The sequence below is a fragment of the Proteus myxofaciens ATCC 19692 genome (genome assembly GCF_001654855.1).
GTDB lineage: Bacteria > Pseudomonadota > Gammaproteobacteria > Enterobacterales > Enterobacteriaceae > Proteus > Proteus myxofaciens.
In genome coordinates, this window is record NZ_LXEN01000062.1 from 1 (window position 1) to 23,923 (window position 23,923).

General features: G+C 36.9%; 18 protein-coding genes. 9 read left to right on the forward strand and 9 right to left on the reverse strand.

The features are described from left to right. Positions 1 to 398 precede the first annotated feature (398 nt). The 3 genes from M983_RS06840 (at position 399) to zur (ending at position 4,575) form a co-directional block, all read left to right on the forward strand. The gene (locus M983_RS06840) at positions 399 to 2,498 is read left to right on the forward strand and encodes a RecQ family ATP-dependent DNA helicase (protein ID WP_066749050.1); all 2,100 of its coding nucleotides are present in this window, start codon (positions 399 to 401) and stop codon (positions 2,496 to 2,498) included. Beyond that, a complete protein-coding gene (locus tag M983_RS06845) occupies positions 2,495 to 3,838 on the forward strand; it encodes a DNA-processing protein DprA (RefSeq protein ID WP_066749061.1) in 1,344 nt (447 codons plus the stop codon). The genes M983_RS06840 and M983_RS06845 overlap by 4 nt, the downstream gene beginning before the upstream one ends. Positions 3,839 to 4,044: 206 nt before the next feature. Further along, positions 4,045 to 4,575, forward strand: coding sequence for a zinc uptake transcriptional repressor Zur (gene zur / locus M983_RS06850; protein WP_066749063.1), 531 nt, complete (start codon positions 4,045 to 4,047; stop codon positions 4,573 to 4,575). 109 nt (positions 4,576 to 4,684) lie between these two features. Here the strand turns inward: zur and lexA are convergent, their stop codons facing one another. Both lexA and M983_RS06860 read right to left on the reverse strand, forming a co-directional pair. Next, on the reverse strand, positions 4,685 to 5,296 hold the full coding sequence (lexA, locus tag M983_RS06855) for a transcriptional repressor LexA (RefSeq protein WP_066749065.1): 612 nt from the start codon (positions 5,294 to 5,296) through the stop codon (positions 4,685 to 4,687). A 127-nt stretch (positions 5,297 to 5,423) separates the two neighbouring features. Then, a complete protein-coding gene (locus M983_RS06860) occupies positions 5,424 to 5,795 on the reverse strand; it encodes a diacylglycerol kinase (RefSeq protein WP_066749075.1) in 372 nt (123 codons plus the stop codon). Positions 5,796 to 5,925: 130 nt separating this feature from the next. On the opposite strand from M983_RS06860, the gene plsB reads away from it, so the two are divergent. Continuing rightward, positions 5,926 to 8,409, forward strand: coding sequence for a glycerol-3-phosphate 1-O-acyltransferase PlsB (plsB, locus tag M983_RS06865; protein WP_066749077.1), 2,484 nt, complete (start codon positions 5,926 to 5,928; stop codon positions 8,407 to 8,409). A gap of 104 nt (positions 8,410 to 8,513) precedes the next feature. Here the strand turns inward: plsB and ubiA are convergent, their stop codons facing one another. The 3 genes from ubiA to pgi all read right to left on the reverse strand — a co-directional run bounded on the left by ubiA (position 8,514) and on the right by pgi (position 11,776). After that, complete coding sequence (gene ubiA / locus M983_RS06870) at positions 8,514 to 9,368, reverse strand: 4-hydroxybenzoate octaprenyltransferase (RefSeq protein WP_066749080.1); 855 nt, start codon at positions 9,366 to 9,368, stop codon at positions 8,514 to 8,516. Further along, on the reverse strand, positions 9,365 to 9,907 hold the full coding sequence (ubiC, locus tag M983_RS06875; protein ID WP_066749082.1) for a chorismate lyase: 543 nt from the start codon (positions 9,905 to 9,907) through the stop codon (positions 9,365 to 9,367). Before ubiC ends, ubiA begins: the two co-directional genes overlap by 4 nt. 222 nt (positions 9,908 to 10,129) lie before the next feature. Further along, positions 10,130 to 11,776, reverse strand: coding sequence for a glucose-6-phosphate isomerase (gene pgi, locus M983_RS06880; RefSeq protein ID WP_066749085.1), 1,647 nt, complete (start codon positions 11,774 to 11,776; stop codon positions 10,130 to 10,132). A 265-nt stretch (positions 11,777 to 12,041) separates the two neighbouring features. Here pgi and lysC point away from each other — a divergent pair, with 265 nt between their 5' ends. Continuing rightward, complete coding sequence (gene lysC / locus M983_RS06885) at positions 12,042 to 13,421, forward strand: lysine-sensitive aspartokinase 3 (RefSeq protein WP_066749088.1); 1,380 nt, start codon at positions 12,042 to 12,044, stop codon at positions 13,419 to 13,421. Positions 13,422 to 13,477: 56 nt separating this feature from the next. Here the strand turns inward: lysC and M983_RS06890 are convergent, their stop codons facing one another. Beyond that, a complete protein-coding gene (locus M983_RS06890) occupies positions 13,478 to 14,056 on the reverse strand; it encodes a hypothetical protein (protein WP_066749091.1) in 579 nt (192 codons plus the stop codon). 332 nt (positions 14,057 to 14,388) lie between these two features. On the opposite strand from M983_RS06890, the gene M983_RS06895 reads away from it, so the two are divergent. From M983_RS06895 to M983_RS06910, 4 genes are all read left to right on the forward strand, one after another. Further along, positions 14,389 to 15,069, forward strand: a complete 681-nt coding sequence (locus M983_RS06895; protein ID WP_066749094.1) for a hypothetical protein — start codon at positions 14,389 to 14,391, stop codon at positions 15,067 to 15,069. A gap of 203 nt (positions 15,070 to 15,272) precedes the next feature. Further along, complete coding sequence (iclR, locus tag M983_RS06900; RefSeq protein WP_066749097.1) at positions 15,273 to 16,109, forward strand: glyoxylate bypass operon transcriptional repressor IclR; 837 nt, start codon at positions 15,273 to 15,275, stop codon at positions 16,107 to 16,109. 326 nt (positions 16,110 to 16,435) lie between these two features. Beyond that, on the forward strand, positions 16,436 to 18,286 hold the full coding sequence (gene edd, locus M983_RS06905; RefSeq protein WP_066749100.1) for a phosphogluconate dehydratase: 1,851 nt from the start codon (positions 16,436 to 16,438) through the stop codon (positions 18,284 to 18,286). A 114-nt stretch (positions 18,287 to 18,400) separates the two neighbouring features. Further along, positions 18,401 to 19,042, forward strand: a complete 642-nt coding sequence (locus tag M983_RS06910) for a bifunctional 4-hydroxy-2-oxoglutarate aldolase/2-dehydro-3-deoxy-phosphogluconate aldolase (RefSeq protein ID WP_066749104.1) — start codon at positions 18,401 to 18,403, stop codon at positions 19,040 to 19,042. A gap of 183 nt (positions 19,043 to 19,225) precedes the next feature. On the opposite strand, the gene aceK is transcribed toward M983_RS06910, so the two are convergent. From aceK to aceB, 3 genes are all read right to left on the reverse strand, one after another. Then, a complete protein-coding gene (gene aceK, locus M983_RS06915) occupies positions 19,226 to 20,941 on the reverse strand; it encodes a bifunctional isocitrate dehydrogenase kinase/phosphatase (RefSeq protein WP_066749110.1) in 1,716 nt (571 codons plus the stop codon). Between the two features lie 66 nt (positions 20,942 to 21,007). Continuing rightward, positions 21,008 to 22,315 carry an isocitrate lyase gene (gene aceA, locus M983_RS06920; protein WP_066749107.1) on the reverse strand — a complete coding sequence of 436 codons (1,308 nt, stop codon included), beginning with the start codon at positions 22,313 to 22,315 and terminating at the stop codon, positions 21,008 to 21,010. Between the two features lie 66 nt (positions 22,316 to 22,381). Continuing rightward, the coding region (gene aceB / locus M983_RS06925; RefSeq protein WP_281180105.1) for a malate synthase A at positions 22,382 to 23,923 on the reverse strand (1,542 nt) is incomplete at its 5' end.

Genomic DNA, 23,923 nt, shown 5'->3' on the forward strand with positions numbered 1-23,923 from the left:
AGATTATTTATTTTAGCAATTTTAAAATAATAATGTAATTTAAGCGTAATTAAAAAACATCTAAAATAATAAATAGTAAAATATTTATATTTAATAGATGTATTAGATTAATTTAAAAATAATCAAATATAATCATATAGTTAAAATAAACCTCACTAACTATTTCTACTATAAGATATCTATTTGTTTTTTAGTCTATCTAAATATATTCCTTACTTGATCTCTCTTTCAAACCCTATATATTGAACTCAATATCCTTTCGATATTAATAGAAAAATTACCTCATAAATAATCTCATGCCGACTATCAAAAAAGATACTACTGGGCTATGACACTCTTATTTAAGCTCTATATTTCCTAAACCGATAAGCGGCTAATATCAAGGAGTGATAGTAATAATGAATAAAACGCAAGCTCAACAATTATTACAAACAGCGCTAGCCGATCCTAATGCAGAGTTTCGTGATGGACAATGGGAAGCAATCGATACATTAGTCAATCATCGACAAAAACTTTTAGTTGTACAACGTACAGGTTGGGGCAAAAGCTCAGTTTACTTTATCAGTACTAAACTATTTCGAGACCAAGGAATGGGACCGACTATTATCATTTCTCCTCTTTTAGCATTGATGCGCAACCAAATTGAATCCGCAAAACGCTTAGGCATTGTCGCTGAAACGATGAATTCCACTAATAAAGAAGAATGGCAGTCGGTAACTCAACGAATTTTGAATAATGAAATAGACTGTTTACTGATTTCACCTGAACGTTTAGCTAATGACAGCTTTATTGAAACTGTTTTGCGACCGATTGCAGATCACATCGCCTTAATGGTCATTGATGAGGCTCATTGCATTTCTGATTGGGGACATGATTTCAGACCCGATTATCGTCGTATAGTCCATATTCTTCGCCAAATACCTCCCAATACACCTATATTAGGCACAACAGCGACTGCCAATGATCGTGTCGTTGACGATATTAAAAATCAATTGGGTGATATTCAAATTTATCGAGGTTCACTTATCCGTGAAAGTCTCGCATTACAAACGATTAAACTCCCTGATCAAGCATCTCGTTTAGCGTGGTTAGTACAAGTAATCCCTCATTTATCGGGCACAGGTATTATTTACACATTAACCACAAGAGATGCCGATCAAGTTGCGAAATGGTTGTATGAAAATGGCATAAATGCCAAGGCATACCACAGTAATATTAAATCTGACGATTTTGAAGATAGTAACGCTTATCGTCAGCATTTAGAGGATTTATTATTCAATAACCAATTAAAAGTATTAGTCGCAACCACTGCATTAGGTATGGGATATGATAAGCCTGATTTGAGTTTTGTTATTCACTATCAAGCACCTAATTCCATTGTCGCCTATTATCAGCAAGTCGGACGTGCTGGACGTGGAATTAAGTATGCTTTAGGTATTTTGATGTCAGGTATAGAAGACCAAGAAATTCACGAGTTTTTTCGTTATTCCGCTTTCCCATCAGAAAATCAGGTTAATGAAATATTATCGATTTTAGAACAACACGATGGCTTATCCATTCGTCGAATTGAAGAGCACTCTAATCTACGCCAAGGTCAAATTGAAAAGGTATTAAAATTACTCAGTGTGGAGAACCCAGCTCCCGTCATCAAAAATGGTGCCCAATGGTTCAGAACTCCAGTGCGTTACCAAATAGATCATGACAGAATTACTCATTTAACAGGGCAGCGAGTACAAGAATGGAAAGAAGTTCAGGCATATATAACTGATAATAATTGTAAAATGACATTTTTACGTCGTGCGCTAGACGATCTTGATCCCACCTCCTGTGGTAAATGTTCATCTTGTCTTAATAAAGATATAATTGATATCGCTATTGATCCTAATTTAGCGCATCGTGCTGGCACATTTCTGAAACACGCAGAAATGGTGATCACACCCAAAAAACAAGTCGCTGCTGATGCATTTCTAGAATACGGTTTTAAAGGTAATCTCCCTCAACAACTTCGTGCACAAGAAGGTCGAGTATTATCTCGTTGGGGAGATGCGGGCTGGGGGCGTACGGTTGCAGAAAACAAACGTTCAGGAAGATTCAGTGAGGAGTTAGTCGAAGCTATGGCAGAAATGATCGAAAATCGCTGGCATCCTAATCCAGCCCCTCAATGGGTTTGTTGCGTACCATCACTTAAACATCCTGAATTAGTGTCTGATTTTGCTCGTCGATTAGCTCAACGATTAAAACTGCACTTTGTAGATGCTGTAAGCAAAGTTAAAGATAATCAGCCACAAAAGAAACAGCAAAACCGGTTCCATCAATGTCGTAATCTCGATGGTGTTTTTTCTATAAACGAAGTCTACAAGCAACAACCCGCCTTATTAGTCGATGATATTATAGACTCTGGTTGGACGCTAACAGTTATCGCCGCACTCTTGCAGTTAGAAGGCAGTGGTGTAATCTATCCCGTAGCCTTGGCTTCTTCTACGGTAAAAGATTCATGAATGTATCCAGTTTATTATCATCCACAGCACAAGCAACTTTACTGTTAACTAGCTACTTTACAAAAAACAGTGACGAAAATGTGAAGCCCCTGACCAATACGGAATGGGGGCGATTTGCTTTGTGGTTAAAAGAGAGATCCATCACACCAGCAGATCTACTCGTTACTGATCCAAAAACGTTGTTGCAAAACTGGCATGACGTAAATATTAGTGCTGAAAGAATTATTAAATTACTTAATCGTGGTCATAGCCTCGCTTTATCCATGGAAAAATGGCAACGTGCCGGTCTTTGGGTAGTGACTCGTTCTGATCCAGAATACCCATGGCGCTTAAAACAAAGGCTGAAAACAGATTCACCCCCAGTATTATTTGGTTGTGGCAATAAGGCACTACTGAATTCGGGTGGTTTAGCCGTTATTGGCTCGCGGAATGCCAATTCATCTGATCTCGACTTTACTGACCAAGTAGGTATGAAAGCAGCAATAGAAAATATTGCTGTTATTTCTGGTGGTGCTCGCGGTGTTGATGAAACCGCAATGCTAGGTGCTATTAAACAAGGTGGTATAGTAATCGGTGTCATGGCTGATAATTTGCTAAAAGCCGCAACCAGTAAACAATGGCGAAACAGCATTATGGAAGGACATACCGTATTGTTATCTCCCTTTTATCCTGAATCTGGGTTCAACGTCGGCAATGCCATGTCTAGGAATAAGTATATCTATTGCTTAGCTGATAGCTCCTTAGTGATCCACTCAGGTAAAAAAGGGGGAACTCTCAATGGTGCAACAGAAAATCTAAAAAAAGCATGGGTACCATTGTGGGTTAAACAGACGACAGACCAAAATGCAGCTAATGCCGATTTAGTGGCTAAAGGAGGTCTGTGGTTAGAAAATGATTTATCCGCCTTTGAAATCAATCAGTTAATAAGATATGAATATCAAGGTATGGATTACATAAAGGAAAAACAGACTGAACTATTCCCTATACTCACTCAATCTGACTTGTTTGATCATCACGAATCTGAGTCAAAAAAAGATATTCTCAAAACTGAAGATCACAACGTTATCATCGACGATGATCAATCAAAGAATGAGATAAATACTAAGCAATGTATCGAAAATGATACAAAATCCATAAATACCATCGATTTTTACCAGTTATTTATTAGCGAGCTCCAACGCCTAGCGAAAGAACCCGTTACTATCGATATACTTATGGAAAGTACACAGCTTCATAAAACACAGTTAAATGAATGGCTAAAACGTAGTAAAGAAGAAGGTTTAGTCAAAAAATTACATCGCCCTATTCGTTACCAGATTAAAAATGAAAGTGAAAAATAGAAGAATTTCATTATATCTATAACTGAAACGTTTAGATTCAATAATCTACTATAAACCATTTAATTAGTTGAGCGGGTATTATCGTTAAAAGAATTCTTCTTTAATACCTTACTCTCTTTTCCTAAAATCCCACTTTGTACAAAGGTTAACTTTTTTAAATTATGGTAGTATTTAACTATTGATAACGTCTGAGAGCATCTTATCCCATGAATGAAGAGAAATTGCTCGCTCAGGCAGAAAAACTCTGCCAGAAACGAGGTGTTCGCCTGACGTCACAACGTCTGGCAGTATTGCGCTTGATTATTCAGCAACCTAGTGCAATTAGTGCTTATGATTTATTAGATTTACTAAGACAAGTTGAGCCACAAGCAAAACCCCCGACAGTATACCGTGGGTTAGAATTTCTATTAGAGCAAGGATTTATCCATAAAATAGAATCCACTAATAGTTATGTACTTTGTCACCATTTTGATGAAGCTGAACATACGTCGGTAATGTTAATTTGCGATCGGTGTTTATCAGTGACTGAAAAAAACAGCCAACAAATTGAAACTGCGATTGGAAAATTAGCAAAAGAAGGCGACTTTCATCTACGCCATAGTGTCATTGAGATACACGGCTTATGCTCACAATGCCATGAAGCACAAGAATGTACCCACCCTGAAGGTTGCCATCATGATCATAGTATTGATGAAAATCTAAAGCTGAAAAAAACGGGCGATTATAAGCCTCGTTGATTAGATTACTATCAGTCATTCCAGATATAAAAGATGCAGATGAATTTGTGATTTCACACATCATCTGCATCTTTATAAAATAAGTTTTATCGACTTACTTTGAGACAAATTACAACCATTCGCCGTTACGAATAACACCAACTGCTAACCCTTCAACAGTGAAATTTTGTTCACGTAAATCAACGATAATAGGTGAGAATTCAGGATTTTCGGCATGAAGCTCAATTTTATTACCGCTTTTCTTGAAGCGTTTTACCGTTACTTCATCTTCAATACGTGCCACGATAACTTGCCCATTATGAACATCTTGTGTTTTATGTACAGCAAGTAAATCACCATCCATAATACCGATATCTTTCATCGACATACCATTAACGCGTAGTAGAAAATCAGCACTAGGTTTGAAAAGCATAGGATCAACTTGATAATGGCTCTCAATATGCTCTTGTGCTAAAAGTGGTTCACCTGCGGCGACTCGCCCGATTAATGGCAAGCCATCAGGTTCTTCTTCAAGTAGCAAACGGATACCTCTAGATGCACCAGAGATAATTTCTATCACGCCTTTGCGTGCTAGAGCTTTTAAGTGCTCTTCTGCCGCATTTGGTGAGCGAAATCCAAGTTGGGAAGCTATTTCAGCCCGTGTTGGTGGCATACCCGTTTGCGAAATGTGATCACGAACCAAATCGTAAACCTGCTGCTGCCTTGCAGTTAATGCTTTCATTCCGCCCCCTGTTTGTTTATACAGTCAGACTGTGAGTATATACAGGTATATGACAATTGGGAACTAGAAATGAATATAAAACACGCATCTGCATATTATTTATCAACAAAAGCCAGTTAAACAGGTTTTATGGGTAAAAATGCCCCAAAAGAATGGTTACCCAAGTAAATAATCCCAATATAATAGCAACTAACACAGCGGCTGATCCCATATCTTTAGCACGACCCGATAACTCATTGCGCTCAAGTCCTATACGATCAACGACCGCTTCAATGGCACTATTCACTAACTCTAAAACGACAACAAGCACCAAAGAACCGATGAGTAAAATACGCTCTACACCACTAACATCAAAAAGAAATGCTAAAATAATGCCGACTAAGGCTACAATAGCCTCTTGTCTAAAGGCGGCTTCATTCATCCAAGCAGCACGTATGCCCTTGTATGAATAGCCACCAGCTTTAATAATGCGAGTAAAACCTTTATTTTGATTAGCCATAATAAACTCTATCGAAAACAAACGATTATTTTGCCACTTTTCTCTATTAATATTGTCACAAGACCACAGATCTACGAAAGACTTTCTGTTATGCTTTCGAGGTATTGCTAATAAGAGGCTACAACTATTTATGTCAGCTTGGCGTAAACTATATTATAACACATTGAATTTACCACTAAAATTATTGGTAAAAAGTAAACGAGTTCCCACTGATCCTATTAATGAATTAGGATTAGTACGTTCTCAACCTTATCTTTATGTTCTGCCTTATCATTCGAAGGCGGACTTATTGACGTTGCGACAACAATGTCTGTCTTTAGGTTTACCAGATCCATTACAACCTATCGACATTAATGGAACTAAACTTCCTGCTTATGTCTTTATTGACGATGGCCCTAGAGTATTTCGTTACTATTCACCCGATCCTCGTAAAGATTCAGTAAAAACATTCCATGCTTATCTTGATGCGCATCGCAATAATCCGCATCTCAATATTGAGATGTTACCGGTTTCAGTGATGTTTGGGCGTTCACCTGGCCGTGAAGGCCATAACGGTGTTCCTCATTTAAGATTGCTTAATGGGATACAGAAATTCATCGCTATTCTCTGGTTAGGTCGCGATAGCTTTGTTCGTTTTTCACCCACTGTTTCTATGCGTGAAATGGCCAATGAACACGGCACCGATACCAGTATTGCACGCAAGCTTGCTCGTGTAGCACGTATTCACTTTTCGCGCCAACGCCTTGCCGCTGTCGGTCCTAAGTTGCCTGTTCGTCAAGATCTCTTCAATAAACTATTAGCATCAAAGGCGATAGAAAAAGCAATTGAAGACGAAGCTAAAGCGAAAAAAATCACACTTGATAAAGCGCGTAAAAATGCGACTGATATGATGGAAGAGATTGCTGCTAATTTCTCTTATGAAACAGTACGTATTACCGACCGCGTATTAAGTTGGACATGGAATAAACTCTACCAAGGCATTAATGTTTATCATGCTGAGCGTGTTCGCCAATTAGCGCAAGATGGTCATGAGATTGTCTATGTGCCTTGTCATCGCAGTCATATGGACTATTTATTGCTATCCTATGTACTTTATCATCAAGGTTTAGTACCACCTCATATCGCTGCAGGCATTAATCTGAACTTCTGGCCTGCTGGGCCTATTTTCCGTCGTTTAGGCGCATTCTTTATCCGCAGAACCTTTAAAGGTAATAAGCTTTATTCTACTATTTTCCGCGAATATTTAGGCGAATTATTCTCTCGTGGATATTCAATTGAATATTTTGTTGAAGGTGGACGCTCTCGTACTGGTCGATTGTTAGATCCTAAAACAGGGACACTTTCCATGACAGTGCAAACCATGCTTAGGGGAGAAACTCGCCCTATTTCCGTGGTACCTATTTATATTGGTTATGAGCACGTGATGGAAGTCGCAACTTATGCTAAAGAGCTTAGAGGCGCGACAAAAGAGAAAGAAGGCTTTATGCAAATGGTGAGAGGATTACGTAAATTACGTAATTTAGGCCAAGGTTATGTTAACTTTGGTGAGCCTATCTCTGTTGCACAATATCTCACACAAGAAGTTCCTAATTGGCGTGATGACATTGATCCTATAGATCCACAGCGCCCTAGTTGGTTAAACCCAACGGTCAGTACATTAGCGGATAAGATTATGGTCAATATTAATAATGCAGCCTCTATTAATGCGATTAATATCGTATCGACTGCATTATTGGCTTCTCGTCAGCGAGCGCTCACAAGAGAGCAATTACTTGAACAAATTAATTGTTATCTACAACTGTTGCGCAATGCTCCATATTCAGCCGATATGGTTGTACCAGATAAAAGTGCTGAGGCACTATTAGAACATGCGCTTCAAACTGATAAGTTCCAAGTAGAGCAAGATAGCATTGGTGATATCATCACACTGCCACGAGATAGTGCGGTATTGATGACATATTATCGTAACAACACAATCCACTTATTTGTGATTGCATCTCTTATCACCAGTATCGTCTTGCATCATGAACATATTCATCGTGATGACTTACTGAAACAGGTAGAACTCATTTTCCCTCTGATTAAAGCAGAACTTTTCATTCGCTATAAAAAAGAGGAATTACCTGACGTTATTAATACATCTATTGAAGAGCTATGTCGTCAGCGCCTAATTTTCTGTGATAGTGATGATTCATTACACATTAATCCAGCGCGAATTAGACCTCTACAGCTTTTAGCGGCAAGTGTGCGAGAAACGTTACAACGCTACGGTATTACGCTTTCTTTACTGAATTTTTCACCAGAAATTAGTCGTAATTTACTGGAAAAAGAAAGTCGTATCTTGGCACAACGCCTTTCTGTACTACACGGTATTAATGCACCAGAGTTCTTTGATAAAGCCGTGTTTTCAACATTAGTTTCAACGCTACGTGAAGAAGGCTATCTCAACGATAATGATGATATCCTAAAAGCAGATGCTTCTGCTCTTTATCAAGTAATCGCGAAGTTAATGTCACCAGAAATCCGTTTAACAATTGAAAGCGTGGGTGTGACTGAAGACGATAACACCGCACAAATCATTGATGAAAAAGACGACCTTAAAACAGATGCATAATCTGTAATGTCGTTATATATCGACAAAAAAAGGGATAAGCCATAATGCTTATCCCTTTTATTTTTGAATATTATAATCAGTCTCATCGATTTTAAATAGCACGCTTAAAAATAGCTAAATAAAATACCTGCAAATAGTACAAAGCCTACATAGTTATTATTCATAAAGGCTTGAAAACAAGGCGCTCTTTTACGCTCAGCGATAAGTTTTTGTTGGTAGATAAAGAGTGCTGTTACTAAGAGTAATGACCAGTAATAAATACCTTTCATATTCAACAAAATACCCACGCCAACTAATAGTATTAACATGGCAAGCTGTAAAATACAGATGATGAGTTTGTCATAGCGACCAAATAATATCGCCGTTGATTTTACACCGATTTTTAAATCATCATCACGGTCAACCATCGCATATTGGGTATCGTAGACCACAGACCAAATAATATTCACTAAGAAAAGTAACCAGCATACAAGAGGTAAGCTTTCAGAGACTGCAGCAAATCCCATTGGGATTGACCATCCAAATGCCATACCTAAAATTAATTGAGGGAGATTGCTAAATCGCTTAACAAAAGGATAAAACCAAGCAAGGGCAAGCCCTGCGATAGAAAGCCAAATTGTCATGGCATTAAGAGTAAGTACTAACACAAAAGAAATTAAAACAAGCACAGCAAAGATAATCTTGCTCTCTTTTTCAGTCACAGCACCACTCGGTAATGGTCTGTTTTTTGTTCTTTCAACTCTGCCATCTACTTTTCTATCAGCAAAATCGTTTATCACACATCCCGCTGCACGCATTGAAAATACACCAATGGTGAACACCAACAGAATGTGCCAATCAGGAAATCCTTTAGCCGCAATCCATAAAGCCCAATAAGTTGGCCAAAGTAATAGTAGCGCCCCTATTGGTTTATCTATACGCATTAAACGGCTATACGCCTGCCATTTACTTTGCGTCATACTTCCCTCCAATTTTTAGCTCCCCTTAATGATTTATCATACACTGGCGATGCAGGTAAAAAGACTTCGGTTAATAATAAAGGTTTATCTGAAAGCTGGAAACGAGAACGACGTAACCAATGCTCATTTTGTTGGCCAATATAGATAAAATCACGACGTAAGGTTGTTTCCTGAAACAAATAGCACCCTAAAGGAATCGTTCTTAGATTAACAAGCTTACTATCTTGTCCCGTAAGCGTTTCCTCAGGGACTAATGTTCTGCCTAACAGCCAAGGAATATCATCACCACATAAGACAACTTCTCTTAACCAATAGCGACGACTCTCAGGTAAACAATACCTTTCATCTTCAGGCTCTATTAGATTAATAAATCCTTCCTGATAAGGCATTACAGTGACTTTCTCACAATATTGCTCAAAACGGCGGGTCATTGAGCCAAGTTCCATCAGCCAACTGAGTTTATCTTCTTCAATATCAATGTATTCTTCGTCAGACAACCAATGAATAGGAGCTTGGGTTATTATTGATTTTTTTAGCATTATTTCATCATCACGCGTTGATGACCCTATCTTTATAATCTACTGGTATCCAAGGATATCATGATGTGACAATGGGAAGTTAAAAGCTGATAACATTTCGCATAAATAATCTAAAAAATCGTTAAGTACGAGCTAGATTTAACACGATATATCCCAAAAACAAAGGAGGTTATAACAACCTCCCTTTTTATCTAACTCATTGTTTAAATAAACCTTACTTTATTAACGCCATGCTTTATAGCGATTAATCAGATTATTTGTTGAGCTATCATGGCTGTTAACAGTTTCCTTACCTTTTAATTCAGGAAGAATACGATTAGCTAATTGTTTACCTAATTCAACTCCCCATTGGTCAAAGGTAAAGATATTGAAAATTACACCTTGAACAAAGATTTTATGCTCATACATTGCAATCAATGCACCTAATGAATAAGGCGTAATTTCTTTTAATAAAATAGAGTTTGTTGGGCGATTACCTTCAAAGACTTTAAAAGGTGCAACATAGCCCATTTTGGCAGGATCTTTACCGGCAGCGGCAAATTCAGCATCAACTTGTTCACGCGTTTTACCAAATGCCAACGCTTCAGTTTGAGCAAAGAAGTTAGACATGAGTTTAGCGTGATGATCACTTAATGGATTATGACTCATAGCAGGTGCAATAAAGTCACAAGGTATCATTTTGGTACCCTGGTGAATTAATTGATAGAACGCATGTTGACCATTTGTTCCTGGTTCACCCCAAATAATAGGACCAGTTTGATAATCAACCACATTTCCATCACGATCAATATACTTACCATTCGATTCCATATTGCCTTGTTGGAAGTAAGCCGCAAAGCGATGCATGTATTGATCGTATGGCAGAATCGCTTCAGTTTCAGTGCCAAAAAAATTGTTATACCAAATGCCAATTAAAGCGAGGATCATTGGAATATTATTTTCAGCATCTGTGGTTCTGAAATGATTATCCATAGCATGAGCGCCTTCAAGTAACTGCTCAAAATTATCATAACCAATAGATAATACGATAGATAAACCAATTGCTGACCATAATGAATAACGACCACCAACCCAGTCCCAGAATTCAAACATATTGGCAGTATCAATACCAAATTTTTCAACTTCAATGCTATTCGTTGATAATGCAACGAAGTGTTTAGCCACAAAATGGCTTTCTTTCGCTGATTCTAAGAACCAATCTCTTGCAGAGTGTGCATTAGTCATGGTTTCTTGTGTAGTGAATGTTTTTGAGGCGATAAGGAAAAGTGTTGTTTCTGGTGAGCATTTTTTCAATGTTTCAGCAATATGTGTGCCATCAACATTAGAAACAAAATGCATATTAAGATGGTTTTTATAAGGACGTAATGCTTCTGTCACCATATAAGGGCCTAAGTCAGAGCCACCAATACCGATATTAACAACATCAGTTATTGCTTTACCTGTGTACCCTTTCCATTCACCGCTAATAATACGCTCACTGAATTCTTTCATTTTATTCAGCACTGCATTCACTTCTGGCATAATATCCTTGCCATCTACTATAACCGGTGTATTGCTACGATTGCGTAAAGCAGTATGTAATACAGCACGATCTTCAGTACGGTTGATTTTTTCCCCTGCAAACATACTTTTTATCGCACCAACAACATCACATTCCTTAGCTAAAGCCTGCAATTTTTCTAATGTTTCTTCGGTGATTCTGTTTTTAGAAAAATCAACAAGAATTTGGTCTGAAAACGTTTTTGAAAAGCGTTCAAAACGTGATGAATCCTGCGAAAACAAGGTTTTCATTTCAACATCTTTGAAGGTAGCGAAATGACTTTCAAGTGCTTTCCAAGCTAAGGTTTGAGTTGGGTTTACATTTTTCATTCACAATACTCTCTTAAGATTACAATCTATTATTCTCCGATTGTAGCCTGACAATTAATGGTTACAGTCAATTCTTTATCATTTAGTGATATGGGTCAAAGCCATTTGATAATTTTAGTACTAATTACTTATATAGGTAAAACCGATAATGCGTTATCGATTATTAATTTATTTGATTATTCGTCACTCTGCATTGACTCTCTACTTAATAACCTATATTCCTAATTGTGTCCAACATCTCATTTTTGACTAAAGGAATATGGCAATGACTGATAATACTGCAACTTCTTCCCCTCTTTCCTCTTCATATACTATTGCGAAATTTGGTGGCACAAGTGTTGCTGATTTTGCCTCTATGGAGAAATGTGCAGATATTATCCTAGATAAGAAATCGACTCGAGTCGTTGTTCTTTCTGCTTCATCTGGTATTACCAACTTACTCATTGAACTGGCAGCCGGCGTAGAAGTCGCAGAGCGAAAAGCATTACTCAATAAAGTGCGAAATATTGAATACGGGATTATCAATAAACTCGCTAATTCTGAGATTATTTCACAAGAAATAGACCGTCTTCTTGAAAATATTGAAATGTTGTCAGAAGCAGCCGCTTTAGCCACTTCAGATGCATTAACAGATGAATTAGTCAGTCATGGTGAATTGATGTCAACATTACTTTTCGTTGAACTTCTTCGTGAAAAAGGTGTACCAGCAGACTGGTTTGATGTTAGAAAAATAATGAAAACCAATGACTTATTTTGTCGTGCAGAGCCCGATATGATTCAACTCACCGAATTAACACAAAGCCTAGTCCAACCACGTCTAGAAAAATCTGTCATTGTTACTCAAGGCTTTATTGGTCAAGAACCAAAAGGCAGAACAACAACGTTAGGCCGTGGTGGTAGTGATTACACCGCAGCGCTAATCGGTGAAGCATTAGGTGTTTCTCGTGTTGATATTTGGACTGATGTACCTGGCATTTACAGTACCGACCCACGCATAGTGCCTGATGCACAGCGTATTGATCAAATTGCATTTGATGAAGCGGCTGAAATGGCAACTTTTGGAGCAAAAATTCTTCATCCTGCAACTTTATTGCCTGCTGTTCGTAGTGGAATACCTGTGTTTGTTGGCTCAAGCAAAGCTCCTGAGCAAGGTGGCACATTAGTGTGCGCACAAACCGACAATCCACCTGTATTTCGTGCAATAGCATTGCGTAGAAAACAAACATTACTCACATTACATAGCATGAAAATGCTCCATGCTCGTGGTTTTTTAGCCGAAATTTTTACCATTTTATCTCGTCACCATATTTCTGTAGATGTAATAACGACATCAGAAGTCAGTATTGCTTTAACGCTAGATACTACTGGCATTACAAATTCATCGAGTAGCTTATTAACAAATGCACTGTTAACTGAACTTTCATCGTTATGCCGTGTTGAAGTGGAAGAGAATCTAGCCTTGGTCGCCGTGATAGGTAATGATTTGTCACAAACCAGCGGATTAGGTGCAAAAATTTTTAGTGCATTAGAACATTACAATGTACGAATGATAAGCCACGGCGCAAGTCCGCATAACTTGTGTTTATTAGTTAATGGTGATGATGCTGACAATATTGTTAGAAGATTACATAGCAAATTGTTTTAATTGATACGAAAGATCTTCTATTAATCAAAGCTTCCTAAAAAGGAAGCTTTGATTTTTTAATACACCCGATAACCGCCGTATTTTTTGGCAAATTGATTAAATTTACCAAAATCAATTAATGCAATTTCTAATGTCCGATGAGTAAGATGCGACATCTTAGCAACTTGCTCAACAAATACACGATTATCTTCTAATAGTTTAGCTTTTAGTGATACAGCAATAATTTCGCACTCTTCAGGCGTGACAATCCAACCATCATTTGTCGCGAATTTATAGACAGGAATATGTCCTTCTTTTTGACTCTCTTTCGCTAACAATGCTTCTTCTTCTTTCATTGCACGCTTAAAAAGCGTTATTTCTTCTTCACTAGGTTCTGGTAATGTGGATGTTTTATGGTAGATAAAGTTACCCACTTCTTCTATGCGAGCAGGTGTCATCTCTGCTTTTATCCAGATTTTATCGAATGAATGTGCATCAATAATCGTTTCAGTATCCAAATTTCCTGTTAATTGCATTAGATTTAAAAACGCATTAATCAGAACTTCATTTAATGGATAGTGACCTTTTAATAAAGAAGGAAAAGGAACATCGGTGCCTAAAGCAGGTTTTTTTTGAAGATATAAGGTATAGCTCATCATAATGTCCTTTTTCTAATACAAAATCTTAGCCTAAGTAGAATAATGGGAGCTACTTTAGGAATTAACAAGGGGGATACTGCTATCCTCTTTATTTCTTAGAATATTTATACCTTATTACGGCATTTAGGTTAAGCCTTATGCTTAAAATTATTGCCTATTTATTCAACAAATTGACATAAGGACTTTATCTCAACACGGTTACTGCTAAGAAAGAATGTTTGAAATAAGTTTAATTTTATTTTTCATAAAAATAAGAAAGTATTATTTTTTAAATTAAATTTTTTCTATATATGCTATTTTTTAATCATTATATTTAATGAGGGTAACATATGAAAACTAGCACCATTGAATATCAATATAATATTGTTGATATTTTATCAAAATATAAAAATCATTTAAAACCATCAAAAAAACTTGAATTTTTAAGAGAAAACATAAAGAATGTATTAAATTGCGACCAAAGTTATAATGTTAACAAAAATAATGATGAGTCAATCAGAAAAGAAATTAACATATTAGAAAAAAAAGAAAGAATTAAATTTAAATATAAAAAATTAGAAAAAGAAAAAATTGAATTAGAAGAATTAATAAAAACTAAATCCTCTATAGAAAAAAGTAACTTGAGTATAGAAAACATTGAGAACTCCCTTATAAAATCAGGCATGCAATTTGATATAAAAACCAAAAAAAACATGCAATTAAATTTTGAAACAAATCGATTACAGAGTTTAAAAAAGAATATTAATGAACATCGAAAAGTAATAAAAGAAATCAAAGAAGAAATCATACAAGAAGAGAAAAATTTAAATAAAATAAGAGTTAAACCAATATCAAATAGAGCAACCATTGAATTTATATATAATATTGAATATAAAAACAATATGAATCTTAATTTTGATAAAAAATTAATTGATAAAAACTCTATAGAGAGAATAATACAAATTTATAAAAGCAGTAAATCTACTAATGATATAAGGTTCAATTCATACACTGATTTTTTAAAGAAATAAATAAATTACTTATTAAAGATGCTTATTTTTATATTTTTTATCTACCAACAACCATCGTCAATGATGGTTATTTTTTCTAAAAAACTCATCTTTTTTAGAAATTCATCAATAAATTATGAGAAAAACAAAGTGATCAGAGGAGTTTTATGGTGAGGTATCGTTCATAATAGGAATAATATGGATAGTATTTCTGGAGTAAAAGTATGACGGTTCCCCCTACAAATAAAAAAGTACGTAAAACAAAAACACCGATAACAGCAAGCTCTGCGCAAGGTGGTCAAGTTCAATCATTAAGCCGTGGGTTAACATTATTGGAATTTATTTCCGAATCACCCGGTGGTATTGCATTAACAGATCTCGCTTTTCAAGCCGGATTGCCTAATTCCACAACTCATCGTCTATTGACGACATTACAACAACATGGTTTTGTACGCCAAGTAGGCGATTTAGGGCTTTGGGTTGTCGGTACTCATGCTTTTATCGTTGGTAGTAGCTTTCTACAAACACGTAACCTTTTAGTTATGGTGCATCCTATTTTACGCCAGTTAATGGAAGATTCTGGTGAAACAGTTAATTTAGCCATTCTTGATCAAATTGAATTCGACGCTGTCATTGTCGATCAAGTGCAATGTAACGCATTAATGCGAATGTCTGCACCTATTGGTGGAAAATTACCAATGCATGCCTCTGGTGCGGGTAAAGCTCTTCTTTCGACACTATCTGAAAATAAATTACTACCACTACTACAGAAAAAAGGCTTAATGGCTTATACCCCACATACCAGAACTTTACCTTCTTCTTTAAAAGAAAATCTAGAACAAGCTCGTAAACAAGGATTTTCATTTGATGATGAAGAACATGCATTAGGTCTACGCTGTATTGGTGCGTGTATTTATGATGAACACCACCAGCCATTTGCCGCCATCTCTTTATCAGGGCCTGTTTCTAGAATGACAGATTCTCGTATTACGGAATTGGGCGCTATGGTCATCAAAGCAGCTAAGCAAATTAGTCGTGAATACGGTGGTATAAAAAACTAATTTTTATTTTATGACTCACCTTTCATCATATAAATATTCCATGGAAGGAATATTTCAGTCTATTAAATTCCATTTCTTTGTCCATTTTATTCTTAACCGTTTTTGAAATGTTGAAGAACTGTTACCTTTGGGCTTGGAAAAATTGATAATGATCACAGATGTTGTCTTTGTTTTATTGTGGGTATTGCAACTTATTTTGTTACCCGTAACAATGTTACCGGTAACAAGTACTAGCACGGTTTGTTAATATTGTATTTTATACTCTTTATCGACTTACAGCGCATAGTAATGATCATCACCCTTGTGTGACCAAAGGATGCACCACTATGAACGATAACAACTCTAATCAGAAAGATTTCGCGCCACTAAATGAATCAGTAAAAGCAGTGACAGAACGTATTACAATACGCTCGCAATTAACCCGAAATGCTTATCTGAAAAAAATCAATGCTGCAAAAAGCCAAACAGTACATCGTGCTCAACTGGCTTGTGGTAATCTCGCTCATGGTTTTGCTGCTTGTCAGGATGATGATAAAAATCGGCTAAAAAATATGGTTCATAATGACATCGCCATTGTGACCTCATACAATGATATGCTGTCAGCTCATAAACCTTATGAATCCTATCCTCAAAAAATTAAAGATGCATTACATACGGTAGGTGCTGTAGGACAAGTGGCAAGCGGCGTTCCTGCGATGTGCGATGGTGTTACTCAGGGCCAAGATGGTATGGAGTTATCCCTCCTTAGCCGTGATGTTATCGCCATGTCAGCCGCAATAGGTCTTTCTCATAATATGTTTGATGGCAGTCTATATTTAGGTATTTGCGATAAAATCGTACCTGGATTAGCGATGGCTGCGCTCTCTTTTGGTCATCTTCCTGCTATCTTTATTCCAGCAGGCCCTATGACAAGTGGTTTGCCTAATAAAGAAAAAGTACGTATTCGACAGTTATACGCTGAAGGAAAAGTTGATCGTAACGCATTATTAGAAGCAGAAGCCGCATCTTATCATAGCGCAGGGACATGTACATTTTACGGTACTGCTAATTCAAATCAGATGGTTATGGAAGTCATGGGGTTACATTTACCTGGCGCTTCTTTTGTTCATCCTGATACGCCATTACGTGAAGCACTGACTGATGCAACTGCATGCCAGATTGTTCGTTTAACTGAAAACTCAGGAAATTATCTCCCTATTGGTCAGTTGATTGACGAAAAAGTCATTGTAAACGGTATAATTGCTTTGCTTGCAACAGGGGGTTCTACCAATTTAACCATGCACCTTGTCGCTATCGCTCGTGCTGCGGGTATTATTATTAATTGGGATGATTTTTCTGATCTATCAAAAGTCATTCCATTAATTGCTCGTATTTATCCTAATGGACCAGCAGATATTAACCAATTCCAAGCAGCTGGCGGTATCGCTCTTATAATCCGTGAATTATTGAAAAAAGGATTAATACACCGTGATGTAAATACCATTGCTGGTTTTGGTATTGAGCGCTATACCTTAGAACCATGGCTTAATGAAGGTAAATTAGAGTGGCGTGAAGGTGCAATACATTCTTTAGATACTAATGTAATCGCTGATATCAACGCCCCATTCTCATCGCATGGTGGCACACAAGTTATGCAAGGTAATTTAGGGCGTGCTGTGATGAAAACATCTGCTGTCCCTGACGATAACTGCATTATTGAAGCACCTGCTGTGGTATTTAATAGCCAGCATGATATTGCAGCACAATTTGAAGCGGGCAAATTGAATAAAGATTGCGTTGTTGTCGTGCGTTATCAAGGTCCACAAGCTAATGGTATGCCAGAATTACATAAATTAATGCCACCACTAGGGGTATTAATGGATAGAGGGTTTAAGGTTGCACTTGTCACTGATGGACGACTTTCTGGTGCATCAGGAAAAGTACCCGCAGCTATTCATGTCACACCAGAAGCTGTTAACGGTGGATTACTCTCAAAAGTACAAGATGGCGATATTATTCGGGTTAATGGTAAAACTGGTGAATTGACTTTACTTGTTGATGAACAAGTATTAAGCCATCGAACTGATGCAACGCCAGATTTAAGTACTAATAATATTGGCTGTGGTCGTGAATTATTCGTTAATTTACGTCGTCATTTATCAGGTGCCGAACAAGGTGCTTGTTGTATCGACTTTTAATAACATAACCCTTTGTTAATTAAAATAAGAGTTTATTATCTAATTATTTGAATACCCAAATTAAAGGGCAGACTAAATGGGTCTGCTCTCCATTTCTGATAAGGGGACAAAAAAATGGAACATTGGAATATCAGTGCAGAGTCAGTATTAAAATCAGGGCCTGTCGTTCCTGTTATTGTAATTAATCATATTGATGAAGCAGTACCGGTAGCAAAAGCATTAGTTGCAGGTGGTGTGAAAGTACTAGAAGTAACATTACGTACTGAATGCGCTATTGAAGCTATTCGCCGTATTGCAAAAGAAGTTCCTGATGCAATTGTTGGTGCGGGTACTGTTATTAATCCACAACAATTAGCGCAAGTAACAGAGGCTGGTGCTCAATTTGCAATAAGCCCAGGTTTAACTGAAGCATTAGTAAAAGCTGCTGTAGCGGGTTCTATTCCTCTAATCCCGGGAATTTCTACAGTATCAGAATTAATGTTAGGAATGAGCTATGGCTTAAATGAGTTTAAATTCTTTCCTGCTGAAGCAAATGGTGGTGTTAAAGCCTTAAAAGCGATTGCAGGACCTTTCTCTAAAGTTCGTTTTTGCCCTACTGGTGGTATATCTCCTGATAACTATCGTAACTACCTGGCTCTTGAAAGTGTGCTTTGTATTGGTGGTTCTTGGTTAGTTCCTAGCGATGCAGTTAAAGCCGGTGATTATCAGCGTATTACTGAATTAGCAAAAGAAGCGGTTGCAGGCTCTCAGCATTAATCATTTTTAAGCGTGTAATTCGTAATCTCTAAAATGAAGTTAATAGAGGTAGGTATTCCCCTTGGTATTTATCTCTATTATTATCTTTTTTATACTGCGTTCTTATTTTCTTCAATTTATCTTATCCTCTGTTATCTCTTGAGTTTTTATTTTTCTTTTAAAATTTATTTAGTTATTCAATAATCATTGATAATTGTTAATAAAGCGCTTTGCCTGAGGATATGCATAAACATCTTCAATATATCCGTTATTAATTTTTTGCTGTTGCTGTTGCCAATATTCTGGTGAAAGAAGGTCTTGATGTTGAGCTTCAAAATAGCGACATATTTTTTTATCGCTACATAAAAAATACCGAAATTCTTCAGGAAATACATCATTAATACCCACGCTATACCAAGGTTCGCTGGCTAATTCATCTTCAGGATAGCGAGGTGGTGGAATAGCACGAAAATTCATAGCAGTTAAATAGCTAATTTCGTCATAGTCATAAAAAATAACACGCTGGTGACGAGTCACACCAAAATTTTTAAATAGCATATCCCCAGGAAAGATATTTGCAGAAATAAGCTCTTTTAATGCTTGTCCATAATCTTCTACAATATTTTTAAGCTGATAATCATCACATTGCTCCATAAAAATATTGAGTGGGATCATACGCCTTTCCATATATAAATGATGGATCAGCAGTTTATCGCCAAGATCTTCGAGTTGATTTGGGATCTCTTGTTTCAAAATCACCATTAACTCTGCACTAATACGCTTTTTATCAATAACGAAATTTTCAAATTCTTGCGTATCAGCCATACGCCCTACACGATCATGCTCTTTTACAAGCCGATAGCACTCTTTTACTCGTTCCGCAGTGATTGTCTTTTGAGGCGCAAATTTATCTTTAATAACTTTAAAAACGCGATCGTAAGTTGGCAAAGTAAACACCAGCATTACCATACCTTTAACGCCTGGGGCTTCGATAAATTGTTCTGCTGAAAAATTAATAAAAGCAAGATATTCACGGTAATATTCTGTTTTTCCGTGTTTTTGGCAGCCTATCGACATATAAAGCTCAGCGATAGATTTTTCTGGCAAGATATCTCTTAACCATGTCACTAAAGCACAAGGAAAAGGTGCATAAACCATAAAATAAGCTCGAGCAAAACCAAACACAATACTCGCTTCATTCATTGATATTAAACAGGTATCAATCACTAATTGCTGTTCAATATTATGAATAGGAAATAAAAAAGGAACGTAAGTATTCTTAATCTCTATTTTTCCCACCAGCCATGCCGCTTTATTACGATAAAAAAGCTCATTAGCAATATGAAATACCGCTGTTTTTAGTTCATTATCAGTAAATTTTGAATAAAGCGTTTGGCTAATATATTCAATATCACGTAATTTATTTTGCCATGATAAACGTAGTGGTAAACGAGATAATATATCTTGCAAAAGTTCAGATAGAGAATCCTGAAGTATGAACTGCTTTGCTAAAGGACGAGGTGATTGCATAAACCGATAAGCAGGTTGAGAGGAAAATATAAACAAGTTTTGTTTATTTAATTCCCTATGATGAAACAAACGACAATAGACTGAATTAAAAAAACTTTCTGCGATTTCAAATCTTGGGTAATTAGGTAATAATTGAGTATAATTTTCTTTTACTTTTTGTAGAAAAAGACTATTTTCACCAATATCATGACGAATATGACGAAGTTGCTCAACAACTAAGCCAACATGATTGTCATATAACCCAATACGCTCTTTCGCTGCTAATTGAATGCCATACCAATCTGCTTGTTCAAAACGATATTGTGCACCAGCAGTGATTTCAAGAAATCGACCATATTGTGCATCAAATCCTTGTAAAATGGTGTGAGCAACTAAATCTTCTGGCGCCATACGCGTTTCTCTTAAAAAGAGGAGCATCCTGCTCCTTGAGTTATCACCACAAAACGATGCTTAAATTTAGAATTGTTGCTCTTCAGTAGAACCTGTTAATGCTGTTACTGATGATGTTCCACCTTGGATAATGGTCGTCACTTTATCAAAATAACCGGTACCCACTTCTTGTTGATGAGATGAGAAAGTGTAGCCCTTGTTTAAAGAGGCAAATTCTTTCTCCTGAACTTTCTCAACATAGTGTTTCATGCCTTCACCTTTAGCGTAATCGTGTGCTAAATCAAACATATTGAACCACATGCTATGAATGCCAGCTAAAGTAATAAATTGGAATTTATATCCCATAGCTGAAAGCTCATCTTGGAAATGGACTATCGTGCGATCATCTAAGTTTTTCTTCCAATTAAATGAAGGCGAACAGTTATAAGCCAGCATTTTTCCAGGGAACTTATCATGAATAGCTTCTGCAAATTTAGCAGCCATTTTGAGATCAGGTGTAGAGGTTTCACACCATACCAAATCAGCATAAGGAGCATAAGCAAGGCCACGGCTAATCGCTTGGTCAATTCCTGCATGAGTACAAAAGAAACCTTCTGTAGTTCTTTTGCCAGTTAAAAAAGAGCTATCATAAGGATCGCAATCTGAGGTTAATAAATCAGCAGCGTCAGCATCTGTTCTCGCGACAAGAATAGTTGGTACATTAGAAACATCAGCCGCTAAACGCGCTGCAACCAGTTTTTGTACAGCTTCTTGTGTAGGAACAAGCACTTTCCCTCCCATATGACCACATTTTTTCACCGCTGCGAGTTGATCTTCAAAGTGTACGCCTGCAGCACCCGCTTCTATCATGGCTTTCATCAATTCAAAAGCATTGAGTACACCGCCAAAACCCGCTTCGGCATCTGCCACTATAGGTAAGAAAAAGTCGATATAATCTTTATGATTAGGTCCTATACCATTCGACCATTGAATTTGATCTGCTCGTCTAAAAGAGTTGTTAATACGCTGAACAACATTAGGTACAGAGTCTACTGGGTATAAAGACTGATCTGGGTACATTGCTGTCGCAGTATTTGCATCAGCCGCGACTTGCCAGCCTGAAAGGTAAACTGCCTCTAAGCCGGCCTTAGCTTGTTGTAGTGCTTGCCCACCGGTTAAAGCACCAAGCGCATTAATATATCCTTTCTTTGATTTGCCATTTAATCCAGCCCAAAGCCTTTCAGCACCACGTTTCGCTAATGTGTGCTCAGGGTTAACAGAACCCCTTAATTTAACAACGTCTTCAGCACTATAAGGACGAGTAATACCTTTCCAACGAGGCTGTACCCACTCTTTTTCAAGTTGAGTAATTTGTTCTGATCGACTGATAGTCATAAAAATAGCTCCTTTAAATAAGGTTGCGATGATGTTTGCAATTTATTGATACGTTAAATTTATTTTTTAATTTAAAAGTTGATAACCCGGTAAAGTTAAGAAATCGACTAATTCATCTTGAGTAGTAATGCTATCCATTAATGATGCTGCTTCTATAAAACGTCCTTGAGAAAATCTTGTTTCTCCAACTTCTTGATGTATCACTTCAAGCTCTTCTTTCAACATTTCTCTAAAAAGTGCTTTTGTAACGACTTTTCCATTTGAAAGTGTTTTTTTATGATGTATCCATTGCCAAATGGAAGTACGTGATATTTCAGCTGTTGCCGCATCTTCCATTAACCCATAAATAGGGACGCAACCATTGCCTGAAATCCACGCTTCAATATATTGCACTGCGACACGAATATTAGCCCTCATACCTTGTTCTGTTCGTTCTCCGGTACAAGGTGCCAATAGCATTTCAGCCGTAATATTCTCATTGCGTTGAATATCAAGCTGATTTGATCTATCACCTAATACTTCATCAAAAGCGCTTAATACAGTTTCAGCAAGACCAGGATGGGCAATCCATGTGCCATCATGTCCATTTGTTGCTTCAAGTTTTTTATCGTCGTAGACTTTCTGTAAAATTACGCTATTCTGAGCTGGATCACGGCTGGGTATAAATGCGGACATTCCACCCATAGCGAAAGCACCACGTTTATGGCAGGTTTGAATAAGTAAGCGTGAATAGGCGCTTAAAAAAGGCTGAGTCATCGTAATACCTTGTCTATCAGGTAAAACGCGATCTGGGTAATTCTTTAATGTCTTGATATAACTAAAAATATAATCCCAACGACCACAATTAAGACCAACAATATGTTCTTTCATATGAAAGAGGATCTCTTCCATTTGAAAAACAGCAGGTAATGTCTCAATAAGTACGGTTGCTTTAATTGTCCCTGTATCTAGGCCGAAACGGTTTTCAGTAAAATGAAAGACATCACTCCACCATTTAGCTTCTTGCCAAGTTTGTAATTTTGGAATGTAAAAATAAGGGCCACTCCCTTTTTCTAACAGTGTTTGATAGTTGTGATAAAAATAGAGCGCGAAATCAAATAGACAACCCGCTATGGGCTCTCCTTTCCATAACACATGTTTTTCAGGTAAGTGTAATCCTCTTACTCGAGCAATTAATACTGCAGGAGATGAGCTTAATTGGTAACATTTACCTTGCTCATTGGTATAAGAGATAGTCCCTGTAACTGCATCACGTAAATTAACTTGTCCATCAATCACTTTATCCCACGTTGGAGATAGTGAATCCTCAAAGTCAGCCATAAAAACTTTTACATTAGCATTTAAGGCATTGATCACCATTTTGCGATCAACGGGTCCTGTTATTTCAACTCGACGGTCTTTTAGATCGTTAGGTATTGGAAACACCTTCCACTCTGAGCTTATTATGGAATTAGATTCCGAAAAAAAATCAGGTAGAGAGCCACCATCAACTTTAGCTTTGAAATGTTCTCTTTCTTCAAGTAAATCATTTCTTCTCTCTAAAAACCTCTCAGAAAGATCACAAATAAATGATTTAATATTTTGATTAATAATACTTTTATCTTTTTC